The organism is Thalassoglobus sp., assembly GCF_048270125.1.
GTDB lineage: Bacteria > Planctomycetota > Planctomycetia > Planctomycetales > Planctomycetaceae > Thalassoglobus.
The window spans coordinates 105,618-122,501 of the sequence record NZ_JBLWTN010000014.1 but is presented as its reverse complement, the minus strand read 5'-3'; the positions used below and the strand labels follow the sequence as shown (position 1 = coordinate 122,501).

At 50.1% G+C, this 16,884-nt stretch carries 11 protein-coding genes; 10 read left to right on the top strand and 1 reads right to left on the bottom strand.

The annotated features are described in order from the left end of the window. Positions 1–291 precede the first annotated feature (291 nt). The 10 genes from ACN0YR_RS15800 to ACN0YR_RS15755 all read left to right on the top strand — a co-directional run bounded on the left by ACN0YR_RS15800 (position 292) and on the right by ACN0YR_RS15755 (position 16,034). On the top strand, positions 292–1,326 hold the full coding sequence (locus tag ACN0YR_RS15800) for a DUF3500 domain-containing protein (RefSeq protein ID WP_417850210.1): 1,035 nt from the start codon (positions 292–294) through the stop codon (positions 1,324–1,326). Positions 1,327–1,493: 167 nt separating this feature from the next. Beyond that, positions 1,494–1,937, top strand: a complete 444-nt coding sequence (locus tag ACN0YR_RS15795; RefSeq protein WP_417850209.1) for a response regulator — start codon at positions 1,494–1,496, stop codon at positions 1,935–1,937. A 182-nt stretch (positions 1,938–2,119) separates the two neighbouring features. After that, the gene (bioB, locus tag ACN0YR_RS15790) at positions 2,120–3,136 is read left to right on the top strand and encodes a biotin synthase BioB (protein WP_417850208.1); all 1,017 of its coding nucleotides are present in this window, start codon (positions 2,120–2,122) and stop codon (positions 3,134–3,136) included. A gap of 251 nt (positions 3,137–3,387) precedes the next feature. After that, positions 3,388–7,944, top strand: a complete 4,557-nt coding sequence (locus ACN0YR_RS15785) for a DEAD/DEAH box helicase (RefSeq protein WP_417850207.1) — start codon at positions 3,388–3,390, stop codon at positions 7,942–7,944. Between the two features lie 564 nt (positions 7,945–8,508). Then, on the top strand, positions 8,509–9,501 hold the full coding sequence (locus ACN0YR_RS15780) for a hypothetical protein (protein WP_417850206.1): 993 nt from the start codon (positions 8,509–8,511) through the stop codon (positions 9,499–9,501). A 196-nt stretch (positions 9,502–9,697) separates the two neighbouring features. After that, on the top strand, positions 9,698–9,991 hold the full coding sequence (locus ACN0YR_RS15775; RefSeq protein ID WP_417850205.1) for an RNA polymerase subunit sigma: 294 nt from the start codon (positions 9,698–9,700) through the stop codon (positions 9,989–9,991). 192 nt (positions 9,992–10,183) lie between these two features. Next, positions 10,184–10,411 carry a hypothetical protein gene (locus tag ACN0YR_RS15770; protein WP_417850204.1) on the top strand — a complete coding sequence of 76 codons (228 nt, stop codon included), beginning with the start codon at positions 10,184–10,186 and terminating at the stop codon, positions 10,409–10,411. A 91-nt stretch (positions 10,412–10,502) separates the two neighbouring features. Further along, positions 10,503–11,810, top strand: a complete 1,308-nt coding sequence (locus tag ACN0YR_RS15765; RefSeq protein WP_417850203.1) for an L-fuconate dehydratase — start codon at positions 10,503–10,505, stop codon at positions 11,808–11,810. 151 nt (positions 11,811–11,961) lie between these two features. After that, on the top strand, positions 11,962–14,613 hold the full coding sequence (locus tag ACN0YR_RS15760) for a DUF1592 domain-containing protein (RefSeq protein WP_417850202.1): 2,652 nt from the start codon (positions 11,962–11,964) through the stop codon (positions 14,611–14,613). Continuing rightward, positions 14,610–16,034, top strand: coding sequence for a DUF1552 domain-containing protein (locus ACN0YR_RS15755; protein WP_417850201.1), 1,425 nt, complete (start codon positions 14,610–14,612; stop codon positions 16,032–16,034). Before ACN0YR_RS15760 ends, ACN0YR_RS15755 begins: the two co-directional genes overlap by 4 nt. Positions 16,035–16,302: 268 nt before the next feature. Here the strand turns inward: ACN0YR_RS15755 and frr are convergent, their stop codons facing one another. Continuing rightward, positions 16,303–16,863 carry a ribosome recycling factor gene (gene frr, locus ACN0YR_RS15750; RefSeq protein WP_145206115.1) on the bottom strand — a complete coding sequence of 187 codons (561 nt, stop codon included), beginning with the start codon at positions 16,861–16,863 and terminating at the stop codon, positions 16,303–16,305. Positions 16,864–16,884 lie beyond the last annotated feature (21 nt).

Sequence of the window (16,884 nt, the reverse complement as noted above, 5' to 3'; positions counted from 1 at the left end):
TCGTACTCTCTCAACGAGCTTTCTCGATAAGCATTTTGAGTGCCAAGGACAGAATTCAGAGCAAATTGTGTTTGACCCGCGATGCCGTTTTTATCTTAACATTGCAATCTGCTTTGGAAAACCCATCAGAAACGAAGCTCTCTGGAGAATCACGACAAGTCTGCTGAAGACGCCTGATTTCTCATGTAGCCGTGACAATTGATCGAAGGAGACCTAAACTCACAAGTCATGAAATCTGTCTTCCCCTGAGAACTCCCGCCTCTGAAAATCTGATCGAAAGGCTCCCACGCCATGCGACGCTCAATAATGACGATTCTCGGCTCACTTTTTATCCTTTCTTCGGTAGGACTCACTTATTTTGCAGCCTCAGGTCCTGGTGAAACCATGACCGACGCCGCAATCGCTCTGATTGACGCTTTAGACGCCGATCAGAAAAAAACAGTCCTCATGGAGTACAGCAACCCAGAGCGGTTGGGATGGCATTTCATCCCAAAAGCTGAGCGAAAAGGGCTGCAAATTAAACACATGAACAAAATGCAGCAGGAAAAAGCACATCAAGTGCTGAAAGCTGCCTTAAGCGAAATGGGCTACAGCAAAACGACTCAAATTATGGGTCTGGAGAAGCTCCTCTTTGAAATTGAGGGCGACAAGCGGCGCTGGGCACGCGATCACGAACGTTATTACTTCACAATTTTCGGAACGCCTGCAAAGGATTCGAAATGGGGACTTTCATTTGAGGGACACCACCTGTCGCTGAACTTTGTCGTTGAGAACAACAAAATGATCTCAACAACACCCCAGTTTTTCGCCTCCAACCCAGCCGTTGTGAAGACCGAAAATCAAGTCGGCGTAAAAATCGGCACACGCGTCCTCGCAAAAGAAGAAACCCTGGCTTTTGATCTCGTCAATTCGTTCAGCGAAGAGCAAAAAGAAGTCGGAATTATTGCTAAGGAAGCTCTCGTAGAAATTCGAGACGCTGGAAGCCCGCAGCCTCCCACGGCTGCCCCGGAAGGAATTCCCTACAGCCAACTGACAACCGATCAGCGAGGCATTCTGCTGAACCTCATTGAGGAATATGCGAATGCGATGCCGCCCCAGGTCGCAAAACAACGAATTGATGCTTTACAATATCATGGTTTGAATAAAATCCACTTCGCCTGGGCGGGATCGACAAAACCAGGAATCGGACATTATTACCGAGTTCAAGGGCCTTCATTTCTGATTGAATTCGTCAATACGCAGCCTGATGCTGCCGGCAATCCTGCAAATCATATTCACTCTGTCTGGCGAGACATGCAGGGAGATTTCGCGATTCCGATTAAGTAGTTTTTTCCCGACGCCAGCAATTGAGCCTCTCTTCTGCGTCAGCAATGGAAGTGTTTCGGATTTGAGTTGCATCGGCGTCTTGAGTCTCCTGTGACATCGACATAAGATGCGGGCGACAGGTACGATAAAGTCATTAGTGCAACTCCTGTTGCGAGAAGGAGTGAAACATGTCCGGTGAACGGATTGTTCTCATCGAAGATGATCGAGAAATTCAGAGTACCCTGAAAACGGTCCTCTCAGAGATTGGTTATCGTGTCTTCACTGCGACAAATGGTGTCGATGGCCAAAAATTAATTCAGGACGAAAATCCAGACTTGGTCATCACCGATATGATGATGCCTCGCATGGGTGGATTTCCGGTTTTGGAATACCTGAAAACTATCGACAATCCTCCTAGTGTCATTATGATCACCGCAAACGAGGGGGGACGGCACAAGGCGTATGCGGAAATGCTGGGTGCTGTCGACTACCTGCGGAAGCCTTTCGCGATGGACGTTCTCATCGAATCTGTAAAAAAAGCTCTCGAAAAACGAAAATCGCAAGGTTCTGGCGCCGGTTCAGACGCTCCACTCGGAAAACGTGTTGCCAAGAAAAAGTCCAGCGGCTCATGACGCCGCGCTCCCGACGGGTTCAAGTCAATTCAAATGCGTCGGTTCACAATTTCACATCGTTCATTTCATTCAGAATTTCGACTTCCTAATAAGAACGGCTGACAACACCTCGAGTTTCGTTTTAATTCACTCTGATTTCGAAGTCTCGTTCAGGTTTTGTTAGAGCAAATAAGTTTACGAAAATGATTCCAGTTGAAGCCCCTTTGACATCTCGCTGGCAAGAGTTGAGTCAGCAAGTCCTTTCCGGTTCACCTCTGACGCGTGAACAGGGACTTGAAATTCTTCAATCAAGCGATGGAGAATTGCTCGAACTTTTAGCAGCGACTTATACCGTCAGACGGACTCACTTTGGCAACACGGTTCAGTTGTACTATCTCAAGAACGCAAAGAGTGGACTTTGCCCGGAAGACTGCGGTTATTGCTCGCAGTCAATCGTTTCAGATGCTCCCATCGAAAAGTACACGATTGCAAACGAACGTGTGCTCCTTGAAGGTGCTCAAAAGGCTGCCGAAACACAGGCACGAACATACTGTATTGTCGCCAGTGGTCGAGGCCCAACCGACCGCGAGGTCGACCACGTTTGTGATGTCGTCCAGAAAATCAAAAACGAGCATGGACTTCATATTTGTGCCTGTTTGGGACTCTTGAAACCAGATCAGGCGCAGCGACTCGCCGATGCCGGTGTCGATCGAATCAATCACAATTTGAATACATCACGCCGCTATTACGAAGAGATCTGCACAACGCATACTTACCAAGACCGTATCGACACGCTGAAAGTTGCTCAAAGTGCGGGGATGGAATTGTGCAGCGGGCTCATCGCTGGAATGGGTGAAACTGAAGAAGATCTCATTGATGCCGTTTTCGAATTGCAGTCGTTGGACGTCAAGTCGATTCCGGTCAACTTCCTGCATTCCATCGACGGGACACCGCTGGAAAACCGGGAAGACCTCAATCCACGACAGTGTTTAAGAATCGTTTGTCTACTTCGTCTGGCTCACCCTGACAAAGAAATTCGCATCGCAGGAGGACGTGAGGTCAATTTGCGATCAATGCAGGCAATGGGGCTCTACGCAGCTAATTCCATGTTTGTCAGTGATTATCTGACCACCAAAGGCCAAACACCGGAGCAGGATTTCGAGATGGTCAAGGATCTTGGATTTGAAGTCGTAATTGGCGGACACGAAATGAGTGCGTAGAATGCGAGTCGCAAAGGAGTTTTCGCTTCAACCATGAACGACTCCTCTCGCTTCCCGTATGCGTTTTGAAATCCGTGTCGATTCCTAAACGTCATGACGGATTCGTGTTGAGATTTTGTTTGATCTGATTCTTCATGAGAGCATGTTCAATACTTGCCATGCTCGTGAAGATCATTTTCATGATTTCATAGACTCCTCGTCATGAGACAGCACGGGAAGAACAGCATTAGATTTGCCTAAGAGCCCCAAGAATGCCAGAACGTTCAGACGTGAACGACGATGCACTCTCTCTGTTTCATCCAGTGATACAGGACTGGTTTCGGTCTCGCTTTAACCACCCCACCGACCCGCAGCAAGAAGGCTGGCCACACATTGCCAGCGGGGATCACACTCTCATTGCCGCCCCGACTGGGAGCGGAAAAACATTGACAGCCTTCCTGGCGATCATAGACCGCTTATTTCGAGACGCAGTCGACGGAAAACTTGAGGAGGGATTGCAGGTCGTTTACCTCTCTCCGCTCAGGGCACTTTCGAACGATATGGAACGAAACCTGACCGGTCCGCTTCAGGAAATTCACGAACTCGCGATCGCTCAGGGTTTCGATGTTCCGCCGATTCAGGTTGGACTCCGAACAGGAGATACGACTTCGTATCAGCGTTCGAAAATGGTGAAGAAGCCACCACACATTTTGGTGACAACCCCGGAGTCCCTGTTTTTATTGCTAACAGGTGAAAAAAGCCGCGAGTCACTTCGGACGGTAAAAACTGTCATCGTTGATGAAATCCATGCTCTTGTTCGCGACAAACGTGGCTCGCACATGGCATTGTCTATCGAACGTCTTGAAGCACTCGTTCCGGAACCACTTCAACGGATCGGTTTGTCAGCGACTCAAAAACCGATTTCGCGAGTCGCAGAGTTTCTTGTCGGTGACCGTCCTCCCAAAGACGCAGGAACTGGAATCGACTGCCAGATCGTCGATGTTGGTCATACGCGTGACCTCGACCTGGCGGTTGAAATTCCTCCCAGCGAGTTGTCTTGCGTCTGCTCACATGAGCAATGGGCAGAAGTCAATCATCGCATCGTTGAACTTATCAACGAACATCGCAGCACGCTTATTTTCGTCAACACCCGACGACTCGCTGAACGTCTCACCCATCAACTCTCCCAAATTTTGGGTGAAGACGCGATTAGTAGCCATCACGGTTCATTGTCAAAAGAACACAGGCTCAGCACCGAGCAACGTTTGAAATCGGGAGAGCTCAAAGCGGTCGTTGCGACGGCATCCCTCGAACTCGGCATCGATGTCGGTTATATCGATCTCGTGATTCAAATCGGTTCTCCCCGATCCATCGCTGCGTTTCTGCAACGAATCGGCCGATCCGGGCACGCGCTCGGACTTGTCCCGCGCGGTCGATTGTTTGCCTTAACACGTGATGAACTCATTGAATGCCTGGGACTGATCCGAGCCGTCAAACAGGGGCGGTTGGATGTCATTCCCATCCCGGAAGCTCCTCTGGATATTCTCGCTCAACAGATTGTTGGTGAAGTCTGCAACGAGGAATGGGACGTCGATGAAATCTTCAACAGCTTCACACGTGCGTCACCTTATCGAAATTTATCGCGAGAAGACTTTGATCGCGTCATTCATATTTTGAGCAACGGACTGACGGAACATGAAAGCCGCGGTCGAGCGCTCATCCATCATGACCATGTCAACGGAATCATCAAGCCAAGAAAAGCGTCTCGCCTTATTGCTCTGAACAACTCCGGAGCGATCGCTGAGATTGATTCTGTTCGAGTCATTCTTGAGGATGAAAACACTGTCGTTGGATCGGTCGACGAAGACTTTGCGGTTGAAAGCTCTGCCGGGGATATTTTCCTGCTGGGGAATTCTTCCTGGAGAATTCAACGCCTGAGGGGGAACGACCTCATCGTGGCTGACGCACATGGAGCTCCGCCGACGATTCCGTTCTGGCGAGGCGAGGCTCCCGGCAGAACGATCGAACTCTCCGAAGAGGTTTCGAACTTACGCGCCGAGATCGAATCGCGTCTCATCGAGATCGAAAAATCTCGGGAACAGATCAAACCCTCTGCTGAAGAGCTCAATCAGGAACAACCACAACACTGGAAACCGTTGGTCAAATGGTTGCAGGCGGAGACTGAATGCAACGAGTTCGCAGCTTGGCAAATCGTCACCTACATCGCTGCACAGCGTGCCGCCATTGGGGTCATTCCAACGACCAGAAAAGTTGTCTTCGAAAGATTTTTTGATGAATCGGGGGGGATGCAACTCGTGGTGCATGCTCCGTTCGGGGGAAGAATCAATCGTGCCTGGGGGCTGGCATTTCGGAAACGTTTCTGCCGCTCTTTCGATTTCGAACTTCAAGCTTCCGCCGACGACGACGGCTTCATCCTTTCTCTGGGGCCACAGCACAGCTTTCCGATTGAAAGCCTGTTCCCAATGATGCGAGTCGATAACGCTCAAAATCTTCTGGAGCAAGCTCTGTTAGTTGTTCCGATGTTTCATTTGCGGTGGCGGTGGAATGTGACAAGGTCGCTCTTTGTTGCACGAATGAAGAACGGAAAGAAAGTCCCCCCTGCACTTCAGAGGTTCCGAACCGAGGATTTACTGACAGCCGTCTTTCCGAAGCTGACCGGCTGTCAGGAAAATATTGTGGGTGACCATGAAATTCCAGATCATCCGATTGTTAAACAAACGATGGAAGACTGCTTGCGAGAAGCACTCGACATCGATGGCCTTGTGGATTTATTGAGACGTGTCGACGGCGAAGAGGTCACTTACGTCGCCCGAGACACTCGTGAACCTTCCCCGTTTGCTTATGAACTGCTGAACGCAAATCCGTATGCATTTCTGGATGGTGGTGAAGTTCAAGAACGCCGCGCTCGTGCCGTCTCAACTCGCCGTTCTCTTAATGTTGAATCGGTACGTGATCTGGGCAAATTGGACCCTGAGGCCATTCGCTCAGTTGTTGATGAAGTCCAACCGCTGATTCGCAACGAAGATGAACTTCACGATGCCCTGGTGAGCCGCTTCCTGATTCCCGTCAATGACGATGAGAAGCTCGTTGCGACGAAACTCTGCTTTCAGTCTTCGGAGTATCTTGAGTTCCTGCAATCGTTAAACGATTCCGGTCGCATCATAAAAGTGATCCGCCGCCAGACGAACGGAGAACCTGAATTCGTCGGTTGGGTTCCCGTCGAAAGATGGCCAGCAGTCTCTCTGGTTTGGAAAGACCTGAAGACCGACCGCGAAGTCAACGTCCCCAGCACCGTAAAGCAGGACTGGAATGATGTCGATTCTCTGGTTGCTGTCCTCCGCGGATTGATAGAAACGAGTGGCCCCGTCACAGCGGTTGAAATTGCCTCAGCCTTACAGCTTCCAGTCAATCAAGTCTTCGCGAGTCTAGTTGCACTCGAGGGCGAGGGAATCGTCCTCCGCGGCCGATTCTTGAATTATGATCCGAATATCGATAGCGAATCCGAAAAGATTGAATGGTGCCATCGGCGATTGCTCGCTCGAATTCATCGAAGGACCATTTCGGGACTGCGAAAAGAAATCGAAGCGGTCGAGATCCCTGTTTATCACAAGTTTCTTGCCCGACATCACGGAGCCGTCGCCGGTCACCGGCGTCAGGGCGCAGACGGTGTTTTCGAATCTATCTCACAGCTGCAGGGGCTCGACCTGTCGTCCGCCGCCTGGGAAGAGAGTCTGCTCCCGTTACGAGTTGAAGCATACGTTCCCGCCTGGCTGGACGAACTTTGTTTGACTGGTGACATCAGCTGGGGCCGTCTCGATCCAGTCACGAAAAAAAGAACCGCCGGAAAGCCGATGGCGTCTGTCACACGTGCGGTTCCGATCTCACTCTTCCTTCGAGAAGATCTCCCCTGGTTGACGTCTCGCAGCCATGATCCTGTCGAAGAAAACCTGGGCGATTCCTCAGTCGAAATATTAGAGTTACTCAGGTCTCAAGGAGCATTGTTCGCCCGTGACTTATTACAGATGACAAACCTGTTGCCGACTCAGCTTGACGAACGACTGGGCGAGCTTGTCTCGCGCGGATGGATCACCGCCGATGGTTTTGCAGGATTACGCAAGCTGACACGGACACAAGCGGATGAGAAAAAATCACGTCGGCGTTCCACACTCCATCGTGAACGAAAACCAGCTGTCAATATCGGTCGCTGGACATTGTGGAATCAGGAAGAACATGACATCTCAGACGAAGAAGTTGTTGAGCAATGGGCCTGGCAACTGATTCGCCGCTGGGGCGTGGTCTTTCGCGACCTCGTTCTGCGTGAACCGCTTTCACCTCAGTGGTGGGAACTCTTGAGGGTTTATCGCCGACTCGAGGCCAGAGGAGAAATCCGAGGGGGCCGATTCATAAAAGGTGTTGGAGGAGAACAGTTCGCAACTGGTGAAGCGATCCGGGAACTCCGCACAATCCGCGATACTGATGGAACGCCGGAACTGACGACGATTTCAGCTGCCGATCCCCTTAACCTGACCGGGATCATCGGTTCGGGGAAACGTATTCCCGGGCTAGCTGGAAATCGTGTGTCGTATCTTGATGGAGAAATTGTCGGTTGGAAAAAGGGAGACGAACACTGGATTGCGGACAAGATCGAAGATCAACAAAGAAATGAAATCTTGTACCACTTCGGTCTCCCAATTCAACGGGTCCCTATAGAACTTGAGCTGGACGCTCCCGACAAGAATCGTAAACCCAGAAAGAAACGTCGTCCGAATCGTGATGGGAGTGGAATCCCCAAACCGTTTCCGTTCTGATTGAAAGCTCTGAAAGGGATAGAGCATTTTCGAACCTGGGTCCGGATTCTGCCTCGTAGTGAACAGCAATTTCATTGGTGGATTGTGTACCACTCGGAGAGTCGGTAGAGCAAACTGCTTCTGTCGATGAGAAGTTGCACGAGAAAAATTCGAATCAACCGCCACTCCTGCGATTACAAATTTCTCTCTGAACGCCCTCCTCTCAGCTTTTGATATTTTGCAAACGCTGTCGCGTTTTGACGTCAAAAATAGATGAAAGATTCATCGGGGAATCCCGCTGATTCCACAGACCAGCTGAAGCGGTCTTGCGTTGATTTTGGGCTACGTGTTATTTCTTCCATATCCAGCCATGATTCATTGTGCTTTCCAGTGAATTCACGGTCTACAAGATTGAAGTCAGGAGCATGGTTTGAGGCTCGAAAGGTCAATCTAAACAAGTGGACGAACGTATACAACTTTAGTGTTAGGCTTGAATTGATGTGGTGTGCTAGCTGTCAGGACGACGTCGCCGCCGAAATCTCGGAAGATGGGCAAGTTCTCAAGTGTACAACTTGTGGTGAATCGATGCGCCAAGTGTTCGCGCCGAGTTTGCATCCGGAAACAAAGTCCGCCCGGGACTTGCTGAAAAAATGGGCTGAGGAACAGCAACAGCTTGTTGGCGATCGACAATCGTTGCCTCCAGAGACGCCCAGTGAAGAACCGAAACAGGATGTTTCGCCCGTGACATCACCGGCCGCTGATGTCGTTGCTTCCGATCAAGACGCTTCCCCTCAAGGTTCTTCTCTCGCAGATGCATTAAGCAAGTTAAAAGAGGAAGAACCGGTTGTTGAGCAGGTTGCTGAGCCGATCCAAAACGAAAAGAAGAAACCAAAATTTCGCATAGACGCCGCCCATTCACCAACATTACGAAAATTCCCCGAGATACCGTCTCCACCTGTCGATCAGTCGCCAGTCAATCAGCCACCGACCACGCCTCAAGAATCAGTGATGGCAGAAGTCGTCGGGAATGTGGCTCATAATGAGCACGAAGCTGAACTTCAGGACGACGATGAAGAGATCGAAGATCCGATTCCATTAGCACGTGAAACGATTGAAGCTACTGAAAGTCAGCGAGAGCACTATTCGCACTCTGCTCACGTTCAGGCTCCCGCACCGCATTTCGACGTCGTTGCGGCAGCTAAACAATCAAAATCTCGTCCTGGGCGATCGGAAGTCATTTGGGGGCAACTGATGGCTTACGCTGGTGTCGGTGTTTTAACTGTGGGAACAGTCTTGGTCCTGTGGGGCTACTTTGGAATGGTCGAGCAATACGCCTCGACGGGATGGCTACTTTCAACCGCTGGACAAATGTTGTTATTGCTCGGAATTGTCACGCTCGTCTCTGGCGGAATGCAGCAAACAACTCATGAAGTGACAGAACGAATCGAATATCTGGGTGGTCGTATGATTCGTATTGAGCAATCAACGGACCAACTGTTAAAAGGCCCGCACCTCGGGAAAAAAATTCGTCGCCAGAAAGAATCCGAACTCGGCGACGAGAAAAGTTCTACATCATAAATTGCAACACGATTCCGATCTTTCGTAAAATCGAATTCGCAATTGAGGAACTGATCCTTTCACTTTACGATCCCGCCTCAACACATACAGACCCGATTTTGAGTTCACTTCCTCTGAAGCGAGAAACGTGATTGTGTTGCCGAGAGTATCGGCGATACGCAGAGAGGTGAATTCGCAAGCTAAGTAATTTGGACTCATGACAGGATATACGGTTCACACAGGATCGAACGAAAATTTTCGCGATGGATGGGACGCAATCTTTGGCGGCACCCCAAAAAAGACAACTAAGAAGACCAAGACAGCCAAGAAAGCTGCAAAGAAGACCGCGAAAAAGCCACCTGTAGAAAAGAAGGCAGCTAAAAAGAAAGCTGCAAAGAAAAAATCAAACACTGAAGAGACGACGAAAGCCTCTGTAAAGAAGAAAACGACAGCGAAGAAAAAAGCTGCTAAGAAGAAAACAGTAAAAAAGAAATCAGCAAAGAAGAAGTAAAGTTGATGCATCAATCGCTGGAGGCGCATTGATCGCAGAGAGAATTGAACCCGACCTGAGCTTTGACCTCTCACGTGTTAATGATGGTGAGAACGACTAGACAGAGCATCGGCGATGGAGCGATTCGAATCACCATACCCATTTCCCTACTCCCTTTCGGGTTCCTATCAAACGACATTGGAGGTCTAGTTGATGTCTGAACTCCCGCAACTTGATGAGCAGCAAGTTCTTCCTATGGAAGAAGAAACCACTGGCTACGAAGTCATTTCGAGCGACGAAGTTGATCGAACTGTCGCATCGATTGAAGAAATGATGTCTCGTATTCAAAGTGAAAACATTCGAGCCATTCTCGACGAAGCTGCCGACGAGATTTATAGTTTGGTTTATTCAGAATCGATTCATGACGCAGAGGCTGCGTAACCCAAAATTCAGAAGAATTTGATAAAATCTCAGCACTGCCGACAGCGAATCTGTCGACAGTGCTTTTTTTATTCCCGGTTCGAGACAAGACATGCCCATCACAATCACAAAGCTGACGCCGTTTGATATTCGATTTCCGACCTCGGAACAGCTCGATGGTTCTGATGCGATGAATCCCGATCCCGACTATTCAGCGGCTTATGTTGTCCTGGAAACAGATTCCCCAGACGGAGTTTCTGGACACGGAATGACGTTTACAATTGGACGCGGCAACGAGCTATGTGCGAAAGGAATTGAAGCACTCGCTCCCCTGATTGTCGGTCGAACGCTCGAATCATTCACAGAAGATATGGCAGGTTTCTGGAAGCACATCACCGGGGACAGCCAGCTTCGCTGGGTCGGTCCAGAAAAGGGAGTAATTCATCTGGCGACAGCTGCAGTTGTCAATGCGGTGTGGGACCTGTACGCCAAGGTCGAGGGAAAACCGCTGTGGCGTCTCCTGGCAGAAATGACTCCGGAACAACTCGTCAGCTGCATCGACTTTCGATACATCACCGATGTGATCACTCCGCAAGAGGCAGTCACGCTTCTGGAAAATCTCGCTGACTCGAAACAAGAACGGATTGATGCCCTCGCGCAGAATGGCTTTCCTTCGTACACGACCTCCGCTGGATGGCTCGGGTATTCCGATCAAAAACTGCGGGACCTATGTCGCAGTTGTATTGAACAGGGCTGGGACTGCTTCAAAATAAAAGTCGGTCGAAATCTGGAAGATGACATTCGCCGCTGCCGAATTATTCGCGAGGAAATCGGCCCGGATCGTCGATTGATGATCGATGCCAATCAGGTCTGGGAAGTTACAGAAGCGATTGAGTGGATGAAATCGTTTGTCGAGTTCAAACCATGGTTTATTGAAGAGCCGACATCACCGGATGATGTCCTCGGCCATGCTGCGATTGCGAAAGCGGTTGCTCCAATTAAAGTCGCGACTGGTGAACATTGTGCAAACCGCATCATGTTCAAACAGTTCCTTCAATCGGGGGGGATGGGTGTCTGTCAAATCGATAGTTGTCGTCTGGGAGGAGTAAACGAAGTCCTGGCGGTCTTGCTGATGGCCGCCAAGTTTGACGTCCCGGTCTGCCCGCATGCGGGCGGAGTCGGACTGTGTGAGTACGTCCAGCATCTGTCGATGTTCGATTTCATCGCTGTCAGCGGTTCACAGGAAGATCGCCTGACAGAATATGCCGGGCACTTGCACGAACACTTCAAAGATCCAGTCGTGATGAAGATGGGGAAATATATGCCTCCACAGGCTCCTGGGTACAGCATTGAGATGCTGCCTGAATCAATCGAAACCTACACTTTCCCGAATGGTTCATACTGGAAAAATCGAGCGTAACGAACAGCTTTATTCCGATCACTCAGCAGACGCCGATGCGGACGAACGCCGAAATTGGCTACGCCTCCGTTCTTCTCGGGAGAATCTCGTATCAGCCTTGCTTGTATCAGTAAAAATTGAAATGATAATTGCTTCTTAATAGAGGCAACTCATGTATCGCTCTTCAGTTCAATCTGTCCACCACCTGTTCATTGCTCTTGGACTCGTCGGTTTCACTACATTGAATTTGCCTGCACAAGCACAGGAGAATTCTACGAATACGCGTGTGACCTCCGGCTTGCAGGTTCTTTATCATTTCGCAGAAGAGAAAGGGAATGTCGTCCATGACGTTTCAGGCGCTGGAGTGCCTGTGAATCTGAAGATCGCAAACGAAAAGGGAGTCCGTCGTACAGCTGGGGCGTTAACCCTCACCGCTAGCACGATCCTTCTCTCAGAGAAACCCGCAAGTCGACTGAGCGAGGCTCTCAAACGTTCGGGAGAAATTACCGTCGAAGCATGGATTACCCCGAGTGATTTGGGACTGAGCGGTCCTGCCCGGATCGTCACAATTTCCAAGAATTCCGTTGAGCGTAATGTCACCCTAGGACAAGACAAAGACAAACTCGAAGTTCGCTTACGGACGACAAAAACGAGCACCAACGGACTTCCCTCAACGAGTTCTAAACCTAAAGCTGTCGCAAAAAAACTCACGCACATTGTTTACACGCGGAACCGCGCCGGGATCGCGAAGATCTATCTAAACGGGCAGCTCAACAGTGAATCGAAGGTTGAGGGCGATTTTTCAAATTGGAATTCGTCATTTCAATTTGCACTCGGAAACGAGATGACAAATGATCGCCCCTGGCTAGGAACCTACCATCTCGTTGCGCTGTACAACAAAGCGCTTCCACCGCAGGCTGTCGTCGCCAATTTCAAAGCGGGCTCAAATGCGAAGATCACCGATCCCAAACAGATGGCGGCGAAGTCCCCACAAGAAGAGTTCTTCGAAAACAAAGTGGCTGGAATTTTCGTGAGACACTGTTTTGAATGTCACGATTCATCGACGAAAGAAGGTGGGCTGAACCTCTCAAAGAAAGTGGCAGCTGTAAAAGGTGGCGATAGCGGCGTCGCTTTCGTTGCGGGAAACCACGCGAAGAGCCCCCTTTGGAAGTCAATCGAAGCTGATGATATGCCCGCGAACCGCGAGCCTCTCTCGGCTGAGGAAAAAGAGATCATCAAGAAATGGATCGATACGGGCGCTGTCTGGAGTCTCGATCAGATTGACCCGGAAGTTTATCTTCACGAAGGGAAAGTCGCTGGCAACTGGATTCGCAGGCTGACGATTCCTGAATACATCGAAACTGTCCGGGCTGCGGTCGGTGTCGATATCTCGAAAGAAGCACGCGAACTTCTCCCGCCGGACCTTCGAGCGGATGGCTTCAGCAATACCTCTTACAACCTGAACGTCGACCTGAAGCACGTTAATGCATACTCACAACTTGCTGAAATCATCGTGAGCCGCATGGATGTCGAAAAGTTCGCGTCGCGATTTACGAAAAAGAAACGACTCATTGACGATGATATGCGAGACTTGGCAGCCAAGATGGGAAAATGGATTCTACGTGGTCCACTCACTGAACGAGAGATTGTCATTTACCGCGGAATCTCAACGAGCGTGGCGAGTGCAGGAGGAGACTACCGAGAGGCCGTTGCCTACACGCTTCAGGCGATGCTTCAATCCCCTCGCTTCCTGTACCGTATTGAAAGTCAACGAGGAGACGGGAGTGCCTGGCCGGTCAACAGCTATGAGTTGGCCTCTCGAGTGAGTTACACCATCTGGGGTGGCCCTCCCGATCAGGAACTGATGCGTGCCGCCGAGGCTGGCGAACTCTTCGACCGAGCCGCTCTTGATAAGCAGGTTCAGCGCATGCTGAAGGATCAGCGAGCAATCGATCAATCTGTTCGATTTGTGAATGAATGGCTCGACCTGCAACGGCTCGACAATTTGCGTCCAAACAAAGAAAAATTCCCCAACTGGAATGCAAGCCTGGCAGTTGATATGCGGAAAGAAACGCAGGCCTACTTCCAAGACATTCTCTGGGATCAAAAGCGTCCACTCGTCGACCTGTTGAATGCTCAGTCGACGTTTCTGACACCTGAACTTGCGAAGCATTACAACCTGAATTTGAAGATTAAGGATTTCGAAAAGGTTGATCTCAAAAACATCCCGAGCCGTGGAGGCTTACTCACACAGGGCAGCATTCTCACTAAAGGTGGCGACGAAGCTTCGATGATTTCGCGCGGGCTTTTTGTGCTTCACGACCTGTTGCGTGGTGCTGTCAAAGATCCTCCTCCCTGCGTCGATACCACACCAATTCCCACCAAGCCGGGTCGGACTCAGCGGGTGATCGCTATGGAACGATTGGCAAACGGTTCGTGTGGTGGATGTCATGCGAAGTTTGAAACGCTGGCGTTCGCACTTGAAAAATTCGACGGATTGGGCTCATTTTCCGAAGCTGACAAACATGGGAACAAGCTGCGTGAGGATGGCGAAATCCTCTTCCCAGGTGATGAAAAACCGATCCCATATCAAACATCTGCCGAATTAATGGATCTTCTCGCGAAGAGCGATAGAGTAAATGAATGTTTGTCATGGAAAGTTGCCCAGTTCGCCATCGGGCGACCACTCGTGCCAGCTGATGTACCGATCATGAAAGAGGTGCATCAAACGTCCCAGAAAAATGGCGGAACCTGGTCAAGCCTGATTTCCGCGTTGATTCAGAGCGATCTCATACAAACCATCCGAACGGAACCTGTCCAATGATGAATCGAAACATTAGCCGCCGAACAGTTCTCAAAGGATTAGGAGGCGTTGCGATCGGACTTCCGTTACTGGAAGAGATGATGGCAACACCCGCACTCGCTGCTGCTCAATCAGAGGTTCCTGTTCGAGCTTTCAACGTCTTCTTCGGTCTCGGAATTCCTGCGCCACTGCAAACCGAAGGATTCGATGGGGTTCTCGAACCGCTCAAACCGCTGAGCAAGAAACTGCTCATTATGCGAAATGTGGATCAGGTTCGCTGTGATGAATCAGGCATCAATGCCCACTTCGATGGGGCATCGGGGGCATTCACAGCAGAACCTCCAAGTGGTGAGGCGAAAGCGGGAGGACCGTCCATCGACCAGGTGATTCGCAAAACGTATTACCCCGATGGACTGCCAGCAGGGACGGTTCCGACATTGGTCGGCGGAACGTTCTTTCGCCGAAGTCGTGTCAGTCGCTACGTTCACAGCTACAATTCAGACGGAACAGTCGCTGCGACGATGCAGGAAAAGCCGCGAGATGTTTTTGATCGTGTCTTTGGATCGCTGGCGGGTCAAGTCGAGGACACCGATGTTCGCAAACAACGACTGCGCAGAAGCGTGTTGGATTCTGTTGTCGACCAGTATCAATTTTATACAGGCGTCAATTCTCCTCTCGGTGCATCTTCGAAAGCACGGGTCGCAGACCATCTCGACAGAATTCGCGAGTTCGAACAACGTGCCTTCGAGATGAAGCACGACGCAAAAGGACCAGAACTCCCACCTCGTTCAAAGATTGCTCACGGCGGATCGGCTGACCCAGGTGGCGAAGGTCTCGACATGCCACTAGAGAATCTCGTTACAGAATGGCGATTGATGGCAGACCTGTATGCCTTGGCGATTCAACTTGATCGGGTCCGCTTCGGTTCGCTCACATTCCTGGCAGCTGGCGAACGTCTCCGAGTGACGGGTGACTACGAATACGATGGCCGTAAAGTGTTTACATTTGACGATGCGAAACAACTCAACGCATCTGGTTCGAGTGGGTGCAGCCATGAATGGTGGCACAAGTTCACCGAGAAGAAGACTAACGAACAACTCCGTGCCCACGCACACATGAAAATGCGTGAAGTTGCTTACTTCCTGAGCCGACTAGACGGTCAGGACTCGCTGGAAGCAAACGGCAAGACGATCCTCGAAAACTCCATGATTACGGTCTCAACAGAATCGGGAGACGGCCGCCACTCGGACGTCAAACGCGAACTCTCTGGTGTCTTTCATGCCATCACCGGAGCCAATGGCCGCTTCAAAACCGGACAAATTCTGGACGTCAACGCTGAAGGTATCGACGTTTACAACACAATGCTGGATGCCTTTGAAACCAAAGATCGTCTAGGCCCTGCGAAGCGAGAAACTAACCGCATCGATAAAATTCGTGCGTAGCGTCCGGAAACCTTCCGGCTGGATGCGGTCCGTGAACTCTTTCGAAATTAAAAAACAGATTTCAAAAGGGAAAATAGGGTTGATCGTATATACGCATAGAACAAGCGGTACAAAAAATCAGGCTGAGGGAGCGATGCTCCCTCAGCCTGAAACATGATCATGAAGTGACTCAAGCACTTTGCTTGAAGTTTGCCGGGGACGAACGGTTTTCGTTAATGGAATATTGTCGGTCCACGAGGCATTTTCAAATTCTGATTTCGAAAATGCTCTACTCGTTCATCACTTCTTCTTCTTTCTGCTTCGCCTGATCATTGATCTGGTTTTCAAATTTCTTCGTCAACTCTTGAACATCGTCTTTGGTTGACTTAAGAATATCTTCGGAAATGATTTTCTCTTTCTCCGATTGATCGAGGCTTTTGTTTGCATCGCGGCGAATATTTCGAATTGAAACCCGCGCATCTTCTGCAAAGTTACCAACGCGTTGAGTCAGTTCTCGACGACGTTCGGTGGAAAGTGCGGGAACGTTAATGCGAACCAAACGTCCATCGGAGTTCGGAGCCATTCCAGCATCGCTGGCCTGAATTGCTTTCACAATTTCAGTGACGATTGACTGGTCGAAAGGGCGAATCACAATTTGTTGTGGCTCTGGGCAACTGATGTTGGCCAGCTGTTTTAATGGAGTCGGTGAACCGTGATAGTTCACTCGAACAGTATCGACAAGACCGGGAGTTGCTCTTCCCGTCCTGAGTCCTTGCAGGGCGTCCTTGAACACTTCGACCGCTTTTTGCATGCGTTCTTCCGCGTCCATTAAAATCTCATCTGGTTCCATCGACATCAGTTCAACCTCTTT

What these genes read in the sequence shown, in the direction of transcription:
- ACN0YR_RS15800 (WP_417850210.1), top strand. Translation starts at nt 292, where the DNA reads ATGCGACGCTCAATAATGACGATTCTCGGCTCACTTTTTATCCTTTCT.
- ACN0YR_RS15795 (WP_417850209.1), top strand. Translation starts at nt 1,494, where the DNA reads ATGTCCGGTGAACGGATTGTTCTCATCGAAGATGATCGAGAAATTCAG.
- bioB (WP_417850208.1), top strand. Translation starts at nt 2,120, where the DNA reads ATGATTCCAGTTGAAGCCCCTTTGACATCTCGCTGGCAAGAGTTGAGT.
- ACN0YR_RS15785 (WP_417850207.1), top strand. Translation starts at nt 3,388, where the DNA reads ATGCCAGAACGTTCAGACGTGAACGACGATGCACTCTCTCTGTTTCAT.
- ACN0YR_RS15780 (WP_417850206.1), top strand. Translation starts at nt 8,509, where the DNA reads ATGCGCCAAGTGTTCGCGCCGAGTTTGCATCCGGAAACAAAGTCCGCC.
- ACN0YR_RS15775 (WP_417850205.1), top strand. Translation starts at nt 9,698, where the DNA reads ATGACAGGATATACGGTTCACACAGGATCGAACGAAAATTTTCGCGAT.
- ACN0YR_RS15770 (WP_417850204.1), top strand. Translation starts at nt 10,184, where the DNA reads ATGTCTGAACTCCCGCAACTTGATGAGCAGCAAGTTCTTCCTATGGAA.
- ACN0YR_RS15765 (WP_417850203.1), top strand. Translation starts at nt 10,503, where the DNA reads ATGCCCATCACAATCACAAAGCTGACGCCGTTTGATATTCGATTTCCG.
- ACN0YR_RS15760 (WP_417850202.1), top strand. Translation starts at nt 11,962, where the DNA reads ATGTATCGCTCTTCAGTTCAATCTGTCCACCACCTGTTCATTGCTCTT.
- ACN0YR_RS15755 (WP_417850201.1), top strand. Translation starts at nt 14,610, where the DNA reads ATGATGAATCGAAACATTAGCCGCCGAACAGTTCTCAAAGGATTAGGA.
- frr (WP_145206115.1), bottom strand. Translation starts at nt 16,863, where the DNA reads ATGGAACCAGATGAGATTTTAATGGACGCGGAAGAACGCATGCAAAAA.